General features: G+C 68.9%; 14 protein-coding genes. 10 read left to right on the top strand and 4 right to left on the bottom strand.

Translation table 11 applies throughout. The annotated features are described in order from the left end of the window. Positions 1–67: 67 nt before the first annotated feature. Genes IPP98_13475 through gyrB form a run of 4 tightly spaced genes read left to right on the top strand, consistent with a single transcriptional unit; the run spans position 68 to position 4,206 of the window. Entirely contained in the window at positions 68–853 is a 786-nt protein-coding gene (locus IPP98_13475) for an enoyl-CoA hydratase/isomerase family protein (GenBank protein ID MBL0180113.1), read from the top strand. Positions 854–855: 2 nt separating this feature from the next. Then, the gene (gene recF / locus IPP98_13470) at positions 856–1,935 is read left to right on the top strand and encodes a DNA replication and repair protein RecF (protein ID MBL0180112.1); all 1,080 of its coding nucleotides are present in this window, start codon (positions 856–858) and stop codon (positions 1,933–1,935) included. Beyond that, entirely contained in the window at positions 1,932–2,246 is a 315-nt protein-coding gene (locus tag IPP98_13465; protein MBL0180111.1) for a DUF721 domain-containing protein, read from the top strand. Before recF ends, IPP98_13465 begins: the two co-directional genes overlap by 4 nt. Positions 2,247–2,268: 22 nt before the next feature. After that, positions 2,269–4,206, top strand: a complete 1,938-nt coding sequence (gene gyrB / locus IPP98_13460; GenBank protein ID MBL0180110.1) for a DNA topoisomerase (ATP-hydrolyzing) subunit B — start codon at positions 2,269–2,271, stop codon at positions 4,204–4,206. A gap of 125 nt (positions 4,207–4,331) precedes the next feature. On the opposite strand, the gene IPP98_13455 is transcribed toward gyrB, so the two are convergent. Both IPP98_13455 and IPP98_13450 read right to left on the bottom strand, forming a co-directional pair. Continuing rightward, a complete protein-coding gene (locus IPP98_13455; GenBank protein MBL0180109.1) occupies positions 4,332–4,604 on the bottom strand; it encodes a hypothetical protein in 273 nt (90 codons plus the stop codon). Continuing rightward, entirely contained in the window at positions 4,604–5,941 is a 1,338-nt protein-coding gene (locus IPP98_13450; protein ID MBL0180108.1) for a thymidine phosphorylase, read from the bottom strand. Before IPP98_13450 ends, IPP98_13455 begins: the two co-directional genes overlap by 1 nt. 48 nt (positions 5,942–5,989) lie before the next feature. On the opposite strand from IPP98_13450, the gene IPP98_13445 reads away from it, so the two are divergent. Genes IPP98_13445 through IPP98_13435 form a run of 3 tightly spaced genes read left to right on the top strand, consistent with a single transcriptional unit; the run spans position 5,990 to position 9,366 of the window. Continuing rightward, positions 5,990–6,778, top strand: coding sequence for a hypothetical protein (locus IPP98_13445; protein ID MBL0180107.1), 789 nt, complete (start codon positions 5,990–5,992; stop codon positions 6,776–6,778). Next, positions 6,775–8,796 (top strand): NAD-dependent DNA ligase LigA, encoded by a 2,022-nt coding sequence (ligA, locus tag IPP98_13440; protein ID MBL0180106.1) that lies wholly within the window; start codon positions 6,775–6,777, stop codon positions 8,794–8,796. The genes IPP98_13445 and ligA overlap by 4 nt, the downstream gene beginning before the upstream one ends. 12 nt (positions 8,797–8,808) lie before the next feature. After that, positions 8,809–9,366 carry a hypothetical protein gene (locus IPP98_13435; protein MBL0180105.1) on the top strand — a complete coding sequence of 186 codons (558 nt, stop codon included), beginning with the start codon at positions 8,809–8,811 and terminating at the stop codon, positions 9,364–9,366. Positions 9,367–9,369: 3 nt separating this feature from the next. On the opposite strand, the gene IPP98_13430 is transcribed toward IPP98_13435, so the two are convergent. Then, positions 9,370–9,879, bottom strand: a complete 510-nt coding sequence (locus IPP98_13430) for a hypothetical protein (protein MBL0180104.1) — start codon at positions 9,877–9,879, stop codon at positions 9,370–9,372. Positions 9,880–10,021: 142 nt separating this feature from the next. Between IPP98_13430 and IPP98_13425 the strand changes: the two genes are divergently transcribed. From IPP98_13425 to IPP98_13415, 3 genes are read left to right on the top strand one after another with little or no spacing between them, the layout of a single operon-like run. Further along, positions 10,022–10,465, top strand: a complete 444-nt coding sequence (locus IPP98_13425; protein ID MBL0180103.1) for a tetratricopeptide repeat protein — start codon at positions 10,022–10,024, stop codon at positions 10,463–10,465. Beyond that, entirely contained in the window at positions 10,462–10,827 is a 366-nt protein-coding gene (locus IPP98_13420; GenBank protein ID MBL0180102.1) for a hypothetical protein, read from the top strand. The genes IPP98_13425 and IPP98_13420 overlap by 4 nt, the downstream gene beginning before the upstream one ends. Further along, positions 10,824–12,620 (top strand): long-chain fatty acid--CoA ligase, encoded by a 1,797-nt coding sequence (locus tag IPP98_13415; protein ID MBL0180101.1) that lies wholly within the window; start codon positions 10,824–10,826, stop codon positions 12,618–12,620. The genes IPP98_13420 and IPP98_13415 overlap by 4 nt, the downstream gene beginning before the upstream one ends. A 6-nt stretch (positions 12,621–12,626) precedes the next feature. On the opposite strand, the gene IPP98_13410 is transcribed toward IPP98_13415, so the two are convergent. Then, positions 12,627–13,202 (bottom strand): hypothetical protein, encoded by a 576-nt coding sequence (locus IPP98_13410; protein ID MBL0180100.1) that lies wholly within the window; start codon positions 13,200–13,202, stop codon positions 12,627–12,629. Positions 13,203–13,240 lie beyond the last annotated feature (38 nt).

Raw genomic sequence — 13,240 nt, 5'->3', positions numbered from 1 at the left:
CACGGTCACTGGATACCCTCACCCCTACCCCGACCCTCTCCCCAACCCCCCCCCTTATCTTTCCGCGATGCCCTACACCACCCTCCTGACCGCTCAGGATGCCGACGGAATCGTCGTTGCCACCATCAATCGCCCCGACAAGCTGAACGCCCTGAATGACGCCGTGATCACCGATCTGGCGGCACTGGCGACGTGGGCGCGCGCCGACGCCTCCGTCCGCGCCCTGGTGCTGACGGGTGCTGGCGAGAAGGCGTTTGTGGCGGGGGCGGATATCGCCGAGATCGCCCAGACCGACGCGGCCTCGGGTGCAGCGCTCTCGGCGAAGGGTCATGCGGCGTTCCGTGCGCTCGAAACCCTCGGCAAGCCGGTGATCGCCGCAATCAACGGCTTTGCACTTGGCGGTGGTTGCGAGCTCGCGATGGCGTGCCACATTCGCTACGCGTCGCCGAATGCGAAGTTCGGCCAGCCGGAAGTGAAGCTGGGGTTGATCCCGGGCTATGGCGGCACGGTGCGGCTGCCGCGGCTTGTGGGGCGGGGGCGCGCGCTCGAGCTCCTGCTGAGCAGTGCGATGATCGACGCCGCCGAGGCGCATCGCATCGGCCTGGTGAACAAGGTGGTGCCGTTGGAGTCGCTGGTCGAGGACGCCAAGGCCCTCGCGCGCACCATCCTGCAGATGGGCCCGATGGCGGTGCGCCTCGTGCTCGAATCGGTGGACGCGGCCCTTGACCTGCCCCTCGACGCGGCTCTCGCCCACGAGGCGGTCCAGTTCGGTGTGGCCTGCGGCAGCGACGAGAAGCGCGAGGGGACGACGGCGTTTCTGGAGAAGCGGCCGGCGCAGTTTCGCGGCCAGTAGGCATGCGCGCGGCGACGCTGCTGGTGCGGAGTTTCCGCAACCTGGCGGATGCCGAATTGACGCTTCCGGCCGAGGGCGTCGCGCTGGTCGGGCCAAACGGTCATGGGAAGACCAACCTGCTTGAGGCGTTGGCCTACCCGGTCCTCTTCCGCTCGATTCGCGGCGCGGCCGATCGGGAGTTGGCGCAGTTCGGTGGCCCCGGCTTCCATGTGACGGTGGCGCTGGCGGACGGGCCGGTGATCGCGACGACGTGGGCCACGGCGACCCGTCGCAAGCGGATCACGATTGATGGCGAAGAGATGGCGGGGCGTGCCGCCGCGCTCGGGCGCTGGCTGGCCGTGGCGTTTCTCCCGACCGATCTGGCGCTGGTGCAGGGTGGTGCGGGTGAGCGGCGACGCTGGCTCGATCGGATGCTCTCACTCGCGTCGCGATCGTATCTTGAATCCCTGTTGCGCTATCGCGCCGCGCTGGCCCAACGGAACGCGGCGTTGCGCCAGGGCGACGCCACCTCGGCCGGGGCGTTTGATGGTGCACTGGCCCGCGAAGGCGCTGCCGTGATCGCGGCCCGGCTGGCGTGGAGCGACGAGGCGTCGGACCCCTGGGCCGAAGAACTCGCCGCGCTCGGCGAGGCGGCCCCGGTGGCGGTGCGGTATCGGACCGATCATGCACTGGCCGACGCGGACGCGTGGGGCACGCGACTGGCGGCCTCGCGCACCCGGGACCTCGCACGGGGACAGAGCCATGTCGGACCGCATCGCGATGATCTCGTCTTCTCGATCGGCGGGCACGCCCTGCGTGACTACGGCTCCACCGGCCAGCAGCGCTCGGCCGCCATCGCCCTGCGCTTTCTCGAGCAGGAAACGCTGGCCGCTCGTCGGGGGGTGCGCCCCGCCCTGCTGGTGGACGACGTCTTCGCGGAGCTCGACGATGATCGGCAACGGCGATTGGCAGAACGGCTGGTGCATCGCCCCGGGCAGCGCATCGTGACGGCCCCGCGCCTCGAGGAATTGCCGCGGCAACTGGAGTTGCCCCGCTGGCAGGTGACTGGGGGCAAGGTGACTCCGCTGGAGCGCCCGGCGTGAATCGGCCGAAGGCACCGACGCCGTTCGCCAAGGCGCTCGAGCAGTGGCTCGCCGGGTCGGGCCTGGGGAAACGACTCGACCTCGCCACGGCCGTCGACGACTGGCCGGAGCGGGTCGGCCCGCAGATCGCCGCGGTCACGCAAGCGGTCTCGGTCACCCCCGACGGGACGTTGATGGTACGGGTCGCCACGCCGGCATGGGCGACCGAGTTGGGCCTGATGACCCCGCGGATCCTGGCGCGCCTGAACGGCTCGCGCAGCGGCCGCGTGCAACACATTCGCTGGATGGTCGGTCCCCTGGACCGGCCCTGATCGCTCTCGAGCGCGAGGACGCATGGCCAACAACGACACGAACGACCCGGAGAAGAAGGGCTACGCCGCAGACAGCATCACGGTCCTCAAGGGGCTGGAGGCGGTACGCAAGCGGCCGGGCATGTACATCGGCTCCACCGGCGAGAACGGGTTGCACCACCTCGTCTACGAGGTCGTGGACAACTCGATCGACGAGGCGCTGGCGGGCTACTGCGACAAGATCGATGTCACCATTCATCGGGACAACTCGATCACCGTCGCCGACAATGGTCGCGGCATCCCGGTGGACATTCACCCCACCGAGGGGATCCCGGGCGTCGAGCTCGCGCTGACGGTGCTGCACGCCGGCGGCAAGTTCGACAAGAATTCCTACAAGGTGTCGGGCGGCCTGCACGGTGTCGGCGTGTCGGTCGTCAACGCCCTCTCGGAATCGCTCGTCGTCACGGTCGATCGCGGCGGCGCACGGCACCAGATGTCGTTCGTGCGCGGCCAGACGAAGCAGAAGCTGAGCGTCATCGGCATGGCCCCGGGCACCGGCACCACCGTCCACTTCAAGCCGGACCCCGAGATCTTCTCGGTGCTCGAGTATTCGTGGCGCACGCTCGAGGATCGGCTGCGGCAGCTCGCCTTCCTCAACGGCGGGATCGGCATCACGCTGACCGACGAGCGCGACGAGACCCCGCGGAGCGAGACCTTCCTGTACAAGGGCGGCCTGGTCGAGTTCGTCACCTGGCTCAATCGCTCCAAGAAGGTGCTCCACCCGAAGCCGGTGCACTTCTCCGCGACGCGCGACGACGTCGACGTCGACTGCGCGCTGCAGTACGAGGACGGCTACAACGAGAACACCTTCACCTTCGTGAACAACATCAACACCCACGAGGGCGGCACCCACCTCACCGGCTTCCGCTCGGCGTTGACGCGGACCGTGAACGAGGTCGTGAAGAAGTCGAACGCGCTCAAGAAGGAAGGGTTCACGCTGAGCGGTGAGGACGCCCGCGAGGGGCTCACCTGCGTGCTGCACGTGAAGGTGCGCGAGCCGCAGTTCGAGGGGCAGACCAAGACCAAGCTCGGCAACGGCGAAGTCGAGGGGATCGTCCGCGCCATCGTCAACGAGCACCTGGCGCAGTTCCTCGACGAGAACCCCTCGGTCGGCCGTGCCATCATCGACAAGGCCGTGTCGGCCGCGCGCGCCCGCGAAGCGGCCCGGAAGGCACGCGAGCTGGTGCGCAAGAAGACCGGCCTCGAGAACGCGGTGCTCCCGGGCAAGCTCGCCGACTGCTCCAGCGACGACCCGGCGCTCTGCGAGATCTACCTGGTCGAGGGTGACTCCGCCGGCGGCTCGGCCAAGCAGGGGCGCAACCGCTCCTTCCAGGCGATCCTTCCGCTGCGCGGCAAGATCCTCAACGTCGAGCGCGCGCGTATCGACCGGATCCTCGGCAACGAGGAAATCCGCTCGATGATCACGGCCATCGGCGCCGGTGTCCGCGAGGACTTCGACATCGCCAAGGTGCGCTATCAGAAGATCATCCTGATGACCGACGCCGACGTCGACGGCGCACACATCCGGACGCTGCTGCTGACCTTCTTCTTCCGGCAGATGCCGGAGCTGATCGAGGCCGGCTACATCTACATCGCGCAGCCGCCCCTCTATCGCGTCGCCCGCGGACGTGAGGAGTACTATGCCTACACCGAGGAGGAGCGCGGCGAGTTCCAGCGCCGCCTCGCCGAGGGCGGCAAGGGCAACGTCGGCGTCCAGCGCTACAAGGGCCTCGGCGAGATGAATCCCGAGCAGCTCTGGAAGACCACGATGGATCCGGTCACCCGCACGGTCCTTCGCGTCACGCTGCAGGATGCCGTCGAGGCCTCGAAGCTGTTCGATGAACTGATGGGCGACAACGTCGAACCGCGCCGGCAGTTCATCGAGGCGAATGCGAAGTATGTGAGTGTGCTGGACGTGTAGACAGCGAACAGCGAACGGCGATCTGCGGTGAGGGGTGAGGAGTGAGGGGGAACAGCCCGCTTACCCCTCACCCCTCACCATTTTTCGCCGTTCGCCGTTCGCCGTTCGCCGTTCGCTGTTCGCCGCTAGCTGATCCCCGGCAATCCCCCGTGCCCAGGCGAGCCCGGTCCCCAGTCCTCCTCTTCCTCGCCGTCTTCGGTGACTTCGCCGGCGAGGGCATCGCCGATGGCACGCGCCGAGCGATCGTCGCGCATCTCGAGCTCCGCCTGCTCCAATTCGTCGATGTCGACCGGCGTCTCGACATCATCCTCGGGCGCTGCCGGCGGACGGTGGGAGCCGAAGCCCATCAACCAGGCGAAGAGGGCGGCGAGTGCCGCGAGGCCGATCAGTGCGCCCATCAGGCGTCTCCATACGGTTCGGTGTGATCCAGCGTGATACGCTCGATGATCAACGGTAGCGGTTCAGCCCCCGTGGCCCAGGCGGCGTCCAGCGCCTGGTGCAGCGAGACTTCGGCGAGGTCGGCATCGGCGTCCGTCCGAGCATGGACGATGGCGAACGGATCGTTCGCCTGCACCGCTTGGCCGGCGTGACAGAGCAATTCCAGGCCGACCGCTGGGTCGACCGGGTCGGCCGCCGTGCGGCGCCCGCCGCCCATCGCAACGATCGCCTCGCCCAGGATGCGGGGCGAGAGCGGGGGCATCCGGCCACTGCGGCCGACGGCGAGGTGGCGGATGATCGGTGCGCGGGGGAGCAGGGCCGGCGTATCGACCACCGCGGGGTCCCCGCCCTGCCAGCGGATTACCTCGCGGAAGCGATCGAGTGCCGCCCCGGAATCGATCGCCGCCTGCAGCATCTGGATCGCGCCTGCCCGGGTCGTCGCCTTCCCCGCGACGAGCAACATCTCCGCCCCCAGCGCCAGGGTCACCTCCATCAGTTCGCCGCGCGCCTCGCCGCGCAGCGCGGCGATCGACTCCACGACCTCGATGGCATTCCCGGCTGTCCGGCCGAGAGGCCGATCCATGGCGGTGAGCAGCGCCACGGTGCGGCAGCCCGCTTGTTCACCCACGCCGACCATGGTGCGTGCCAGCGTGCGGGCATCCTCGAGCTTCGGCATGAAGGCGCCGCTGCCGACCTTCACGTCGAGCACCAGGCCATCCAGCTGCTCGGCCAGCTTCTTCGACATGATGCTCGCGGTGATCAGCGGAATCGACTCGACCGTCCCGCTCACATCGCGGAGCGCGTAGAGTCGGCGGTCCGCCGGGACGATCTCCTCCGTCTGTCCGAACATCACCACGCCGATGGCGTCGAGCTGGCGGACCGCCTCGCGCAGCGGCATCCGGGTGGTGAAGCCCGGGATCGCTTCGAGCTTGTCGAGGGTACCACCGGTGTGCCCCAGTCCGCGGCCGGACATCATCGGCACCGCGACACCGCAGGCGGCGAGGAGGGGGGCGAGGATCAGCGACGTCTTGTCCCCGACGCCGCCAGTGGAGTGCTTGTCGATGCGGGGGCGACCGTCGCCCGAACGGGCGAGGCGTTCCCCGGAGTTGAGCATCGCCTGCGTCAGGGCATCCAGTTCCTCTGGCGTGAGGCCACGGAACAGCACCGCCATGGCGAGGGCGGACATCTGGTAGTCCGGCACGTCGCCGGTGGCATAGTGGGCGATCAGCTCGCGCCACTCGTCTCCGGTCAGCGCGCCACCGTCTCGCTTGCGTTCGATCAGGCGTGGAACGACCATTCTGCCTCGGGCCGTCTGGCCCCATGTCGTCATGTGAGGAACCGAGTCATGCAGGGATACCAGCACATCGCCCGTCTTGTCAGCCTTCTCTGCCTCGGCGTGCCCGCCACCGCGGTCGCGCAGGATGCCTTGATGCTCGGCACGCGCGCGATGGAGGGTCACGACTTCCAGACGGCGCGCCGTCACCTCGAGGAAGCCGTTCGGCTCGAACCGGCCTCCTATGAGGCCAATTGGCGGCTGGCGGCCGTTCTGCTCGACATCGGGAAGCAGGTTCCGGAGGAACGGCGGGACCCGGCCCGGGATTCCCTCTACGTCGTGGCGGAAAGCTACGCACGTCGGGCCACGGCTGCGAAGCCCGAGGGGGCCGACGGGCATTTCATCCTCGCCAACGCCATCGGGCGCACCTCGCTCACCAAGAGCAAGAAGGAGCGGATCCAGCGAGCCGCCGAGATCCGCGCCGAGGCGCTCCGGGCCATCGAGATCGACCCGAAGCACGACGGCGCCTACCACGTGCTGGGGCGTTGGCATGCCGAGATTCAGCGGCTCTCCTCGCTGGAGCGTTTCTTCGCCAAGAACTTCATGGGCGCGGCCATCTTCAACGAGGCGTCCTGGGACGAAGCGGAGCGTCTGCTGCGCGTGGCCGTCGACCTGCGGCCGCAGTGGGTGTACCACCGGCTCGACCTCGCGCTGATCCTTGCCGACCGCCAGAAGTGGAGCGAGGCGAAGACACAACTCGACGTGATCGCGCAGCTCCCGCCCGTCGAGCCGATGGACGCGACCTACAAGCGGCAGGCACTCGCCCTCGCCGCGCGGGTCGCCACCCACCTGAAGCCGTGACCGCACTCCGTCCCGCCGAGGAGGTGGCCCGCCTGCGTGCGCAACTGCAGCGGGCCAATCGGGCCTACTACGACCTTGATGCGCCCGAGATCAGCGACGCGGAATACGACATCCTCTTTCGTCGGCTGCAGGCCCTCGAGACCGAGCATCCGGAGCTCCTGAGCGCGGACTCGCCGACGCGACGCGTCGGCGGGCAAGTCGCGGCGTTCCTCCCGAAGGCGCGACACGCGGTGCCGATGCTCTCGCTCGACAACGCCTTCTCCGACGACGAACTGGCCGCCTGGTTCGAGAAGATCGCCAAGGTGGACTCGCGCGTGCAGACCGCGGCGATACTCGTCGAGGTCAAGATCGATGGTGCCGCACTCTCGCTCACCTACGAGGATGGCGTGCTGGTGCGGGGCGTCACGCGAGGCGACGGCAGTGAAGGCGAGGAGATCACCGGCAACGTCCGCGCAATCAGCGACATCCCGCTGGCGCTGCAGGGGCACGGTTGGCCCGCACGAATGGAAGTGCGCGGCGAGGTGTACATCGACCGTCGCGGCTTCGCGGCGGTGAACCGCCAGCGCGAGGCCGCCGGCCAGGAGTTGCTGCAGAATCCGCGCAACGCGGCCGCGGGCGCGCTCCGGCAACTCGATCCCGCCGAAGCGCGTCGCCGCCGCCTTCGCTTCTTTGCGTATCAGGTGGTGCCCCTGTCGCCGGGGTGGCAGGCGACGCACCACCACGAGGCGCTGGAGCAGCTCGCCGTCTGGGGCTTTCCGGTTGCGCCTGGGTGGAGCGTCCTCTCCGACCTCGCGGCCGTCCAGGCCGCGGTGGCCGACTGGAGCGAGCGGATCCGCGCGCTGCCCTTCGACGCCGACGGCCTGGTGATCAAGATCGACGCGCTGCGCCTGCAGGAGGAGCTCGGCGTGATTGGCGGTCGGGTGCCCCGCTGGGCGATCGCGCGAAAATTTCCGGCCGAATCCGCTTTCACCCGGCTGCTCGCGATCGAGGTGAACATCGGTCGCACCGGCGCCCTCGCACCGACGGCGATCCTCGAGCCGGTGCGGGTTGGCGGCGCGACCGTGTCGCGCGCGACCCTCCACAACGAGGAGATCATCGCGCAGCGCGACGTGCGCATCGGCGACATCGTCGAGGTGATCCGGTCGGGTGAGGTGATTCCGAAGGTCCTCGGGCCGGACCGCAGCAAGCGAACCGGCGAGGAGGTCGCCTGGACCGCCCCGACGCACTGCCCGATCTGCCATACCGCGCTGGTGAAGCCGGAGGGCGAGGTCAATCGCTACTGCCCCAACAGCCGTTGCCCTGGCCGGGCGTACGAGGGATTGGTGCATTTCGTCTCGCGCGGCGCGATGGACATCACCGGCCTCGGCCCCGAACGTCTGCGCCAGTTGCTGGAGGCAGGGTTGGTGGCGGACGCCGCCGACCTGTACAGGCTGACGCCGGATGCGCTGCTTCAGCTCGACGGCTTCGCCGAGCAGTCGGCGCATTCCCTCGTCGAGGCCATCGCGGCCTCGAGGGGCCGTCCGCTCCGCGCCCTGCTGGTCGCGTTGGGGATTCGACACGTCGGGGCAGCGGCGGCGAAGAGCATCGCCCGCGCCTTCGGCTCGCTTGCGGCGTTGCGGCAGAGTGACGCCGCGCAACTCGAGGCGATCGAGGGGATCGGTCCAACGATCGCCACCTCGGTGGCCGCGTTTCTCGCCGACCCAACCAGCGCCACGCTGCTCGACCACCTCGAGGCGGCCTCCGTGGCCCTCCACGAGGCGCCGGACGGACCGGCTGGCCCCCGTCCGCTGGCTGGCCTGCGCGTGGTCCTCACCGGCGCGCTGCCGACCCTGTCACGCGGCGAGGCGACGGCGCGGATCGAGGCGGCGGGCGGCACCGTGACGTCCAGCGTCTCCAAGAAGACGGACCTCGTGGTGGCCGGATCCGACGCGGGCGAGAAGCAGACAAAGGCCGAACAGCTGGGAATCGCGATCATCGATGAGGCCGAGCTCTTGCGGCGGCTCACCCCCGACGCGTAGCTTCGCCTCGCCATGTCGCTCTTCACCATCTCCCCCGCCTCGCTGCACCGTCTGCGCCGCCGCCTGCACGATGCCGTGCCGGCCGCGGCCGCGGACATGCTGCAGGATGCGGGCTTTGCCTCTGGCGAGGCCCTCGCCGAGCGGTGGCGCAATCGGGTAGCCGAACGCACCGGGCTCGACGACGCGCGCCGACTCGACCTGCGCTGGTTCGGGCCGCTGCTCGACGAGCTCTGTGTGGGGTTGGGCTGGGGGTCGCTCTCGACGACGGCGCTCGGTGATCGCGCGCTGCTGCTCGAGGCGGGAGACTGGGCAGAAGCGGAGCCCGGCACGGCAGATCGACCCTCCTGCCACTTCTCGTGCGGCTGTTTCGCCGCCTTCCTGACCGCGCAGGGCGGTGCGCCGATCGCGGTCCTCGAGGTGGAATGTCGGTCGCATGGCGCCGAGGCCTGCCGCTTTCTCGCCGGGTCGGCCGCCACCCTGGCGTCCGTCTACGATCTCCTCGCCGCCGGCCGGCCATGGCATGAGGCCTTCAGCGCCGAGGAACTTCCTGCGGCGCTGCTGGCGACCTGACGTTCAGCCCTCCAGATAACTCCGCAAGTCGGGACGCATCACCAGCTCGCCCCCATCGACCACTTCCCGATCCCATGGCAGGACGATCGCCTTCGTCGTCGCGAAGGCGTGAAAGTCGGTGGCCCATCGCCCCGTGCTGAACGAGACGGCGGTGCGCACCTCGGCGGGTCGCGAGGCCCGCACCGCATGGAGCGCGAGCTTCATCGTGTCGCCGCTGTCGCAGGTCTCGTCCACGAGCAGCACCCGCTTGCCGCGGATCGAGGGGGGCGGGCCGATCAGCAATTCCGGCTCGGCGTCCTGTGTGGCACGCGCGATGGTGATGCTGGCGTAGTCGCACTGCAGGATGGTCGCGACAATCGCGGCCGGGATGACCCCGGCCTTGGCGATGCCGAGGACGACCTCCGGCTGATAGGCGCGGGCAACCTTCAGGGCGAGGGCGCGACAGAGCTCCCCGAAGAACGGCCAATCGACTTCCAGGATGTCGCGGGCAGGGGTGGGACGGGGACGAGGCACGGGATCCTCCGGAGGTGTCGCGGCAGGCACACCGCTCTGGCCAAGCTAACACCGGTCGCGGGACGCCGGGGACGTGCGTTGCCCCGGCCGTCGGCGCGGCCTAAGTTACCGGGATGCCTTCCCTTGCGAAGCGGCCCCCGCGGTGAGTTGGTGGAAGAAGATCCTGGCCGGCGACGGCGGGTCGATCAAGCCCCAACGCCTCGATTATCTGAACGAGGGACTCGCACTCGAACGCCACGGCGACTTCGAGGGTGCCATCACCTCGTACCAACTGGCGTTGCGGGACGAGCCGGCCAATGTGAAGGTCCTCCAGTACATCGCCATCGCCCTCTCCCGCACCGGGCGTCAGGAAGAGGCCATCCGCCATTACCGCCGTGCCCTCGAACTGCAGCCTGACCTCGCCGGTGCCCACTACGGGCTGGCGTTTCTGTTGCGACGTCGGGGTGACCTCGAGCGGGCGGCGGAACACCTGCGCGCATTCCTCTCGCGCCCACCGCGCGACCCGGAGATGGCCCGATGGGTCGACCATGCCCGCGTGGCGCTCGCCGAGATCGACGGCGGCGAGAGCGACGAGGTGACGGCATGAGGGTGCTCGTCCCGCTGCTCCTCGGAGGAGCACTCGCCGCCTGTTCGGCCCTGCCCGCCGACAGCGACGGCGTGGTGGCCATCGAGGTGCGCACCCAGAGTCCGGTGCCGCTGCCCCTCGGCCAACAGGTCACCCTCCGTGCCCGCGCGTTGAATCAGCAGGGCGACTCGGTGCCTTCGGTCATTCGCTGGTACACGGCCGACACCGCGTTGCTCGTGCTCGACTCGACGACGGGCGTCCTCTCGGGACGGGCGGCCACCGGCACTGCGCGCGTGCAGGCCGCCGTCGGCACGCTGCGCTCCGATCCGATCAGTATCACCTTGCTGCCGGCCGTGACGGGCACCGGCAGGCCGACCCCGTGACGCCGGCGACGCTGAACGACCTCTTCTTCGAGGCCGCCCGGCGGTTCGGACAGCGGCCGGTGGTCATGCGGATCAAGCGTGACGGGCATTGGCAGTCGACGAGTTGGCCGACGCTGCACGGCAAGGTGCGGGCGGCCCACGCCGCACTTCGCGAGCTGGGGCTCGCGCCCGGCGACCGGATCGGCATCCTGTCGGAGAATCGCCCGGAATGGGCGATCACCGATTTCGGCTGCCTCGCCGCCCGCCTCGTCGATGTGCCGATTTATCCGACCCTCCCCGCCCGCCAGATGCAGTACATCCTGCACGACGCCGGGGTGCGGGTCCTGTTCGTGTCGTCGCTGGTCCAACTCGCCAAGATCCTGGAGATCCGGGCGGAGTTGCCGGCGCTCACGCAGATCGTGCTCTTCGACGACGCCCCGCGCCCCGAGGGCGTCGAGTCGTTCACCGAATTCCTCGCCCGTGGCGCCGCCGCTGAAAGCCGCTACGACGACTGGGAAGCCGAGGCGCGCCTGGCCCTGCCGGGCGACCTCGCCACGTTGATCTACACTTCCGGTACGACGGGCAACCCGAAAGGGGTGATGCTCTCGCACGGCAACATCACGAGCAATGTGGTGTCGTCCCTGTCGGTGCTCGACATTCGTGCAGATGACGAGTGTCTCTCCTTCCTGCCGCTGTCGCACATCTTCGAGCGGATGGTCGGCCACTACGTGATGGTGTATGCCGGCGTGCAGATCAGTTATGCCACGTCGCACGAAACCGTGGCTGCGGAATTGGTCGAGGTGCGACCCACCGTCCTGGCGTCGGTGCCGCGCTTGTACGAGAAGATCTATGCCCGGGCCGTCGAAGGCGCGATGTCGGCCGGCGGCCCGAAGCGGGCGATCTTCGAGTGGGCACGAGCGACGGGTGAAAAGTACCTCGACTACGCCCTCGCCCGGCGCCGCGTCCCCATGGGCCTGGTGCTCGGCATGAAGCTCGCCGACGCGCTGGTCTTCTCGAAGCTGCGCGCCCGCACCGGGGGCCGGATCCGGATGATGGTCTCCGGGGGCGCGCCGCTCAATCCGGAAATCTGCCGCTTCTTCATCGCCGCGAAGCTGGTGATCTACGAGGGGTACGGCCTGACCGAAACCTCACCCGTGATCACCGTGAACACGCCCGCCCTGCACAAGCCGGGAACCGTCGGACGGCCGATCCCGGGCGTCGAGATCAAGATCGCCTCCGACGGCGAGATCCTCACCCGCGGTCCGCATGTCATGCAGGGGTACTACAACCTCCCCGGCGCGACCGAAGAGGCGATTGACCACGATCGATGGTTCCACACCGGCGACATCGGCGAGATCGACAGCGAAGGCTGCCTGCGCATCACCGATCGCAAGAAGGACCTGATCGTCACCGCGGGCGGCAAGAACATCGCTCCGCAACCGATCGAAGGACTGCTGAAGACCAACAAGTTCTTCACCAACGCCGTGATGCTGGGCGACAAGCGGAAGTTCCCGATCATGCTGCTGGTGCCCAACTTTTCCGTGCTTGGCGCGTGGCTCGCGGTGAAGGGCTTGCCAAAGCTCCCTCCCGAGAAGCTCGTCACCATGCCGGAGGTGCAGGACAAGTTGGCGCGCGAGGCGCGCAAGAGCTTCCGCGATCTGGCGCAGTTCGAGACCCCGAAGAAGTTCCTCATCCTGGCCCACGACTTCACGATCGAGGCGGGCGAACTCACGCCGAAGCAATCGATCCGGCGCCGCGTGGTCGAAGAGCACAACAAGGACCAGATCGAGGCGCTGTACACCGACGACGACTAGCCGGAATCAGCCGCAGCGCACGACCCACAGCCCGCCCGCTTCCGCCAGCACCTCTCGCCCCACCCCGCCCACGGCAGCATTTCCCACACCAACCCCGCGAAGCCCTGGCAGCACGCTGCCCAGTGCCTGCGTGGTCCAGGACTCGGCGCCCTCGCCGAGGGCCACGCCGCGCAGCGCGTGCTGCTTGAGGGGCCATCGGCCGCTGCGCAACAGCTGAACACCGCCCTCCGGGCGCAGGTCGTCGGGTGGATTGATCGCCACCACACCGACACCGGGCAGCAAGACACTCACCTCGGCCGCCAGGCTGGCCATCGTCCCGGCCAGCGCGAGCCATCCCCCGGCACCCTCGATCCCCAGCATGGCAACCAGGGCCGTGGCGTCGCAGGGTGGATCACCGACCGACGCCACGCCACCACCGAAGTCGGGCACGCCGTCGTCCCAGGTGGTGCTCCACTGGCAGATCGGGCAGCCGAGCTCGCCGCGCATCACCCGACGACCGTCCATGCGGCCGGGCAGCAGCACGAGGAACGCCTCGTCGTGGGCTTCGGGGCAGCGGAGATGGTCGGTGAGTTCGATGTGCATGACGGTGAGGGGTGAGGGGTGAGGGGTAAGGGTGAACG

The sequence above is a fragment of the Gemmatimonadota bacterium genome, from assembly GCA_016720805.1.
GTDB lineage: Bacteria > Gemmatimonadota > Gemmatimonadetes > Gemmatimonadales > GWC2-71-9 > Palsa-1233.
Note: the sequence above shows the minus strand (reverse complement) of the source record. Positions and strands in the feature narration are given on the sequence as shown.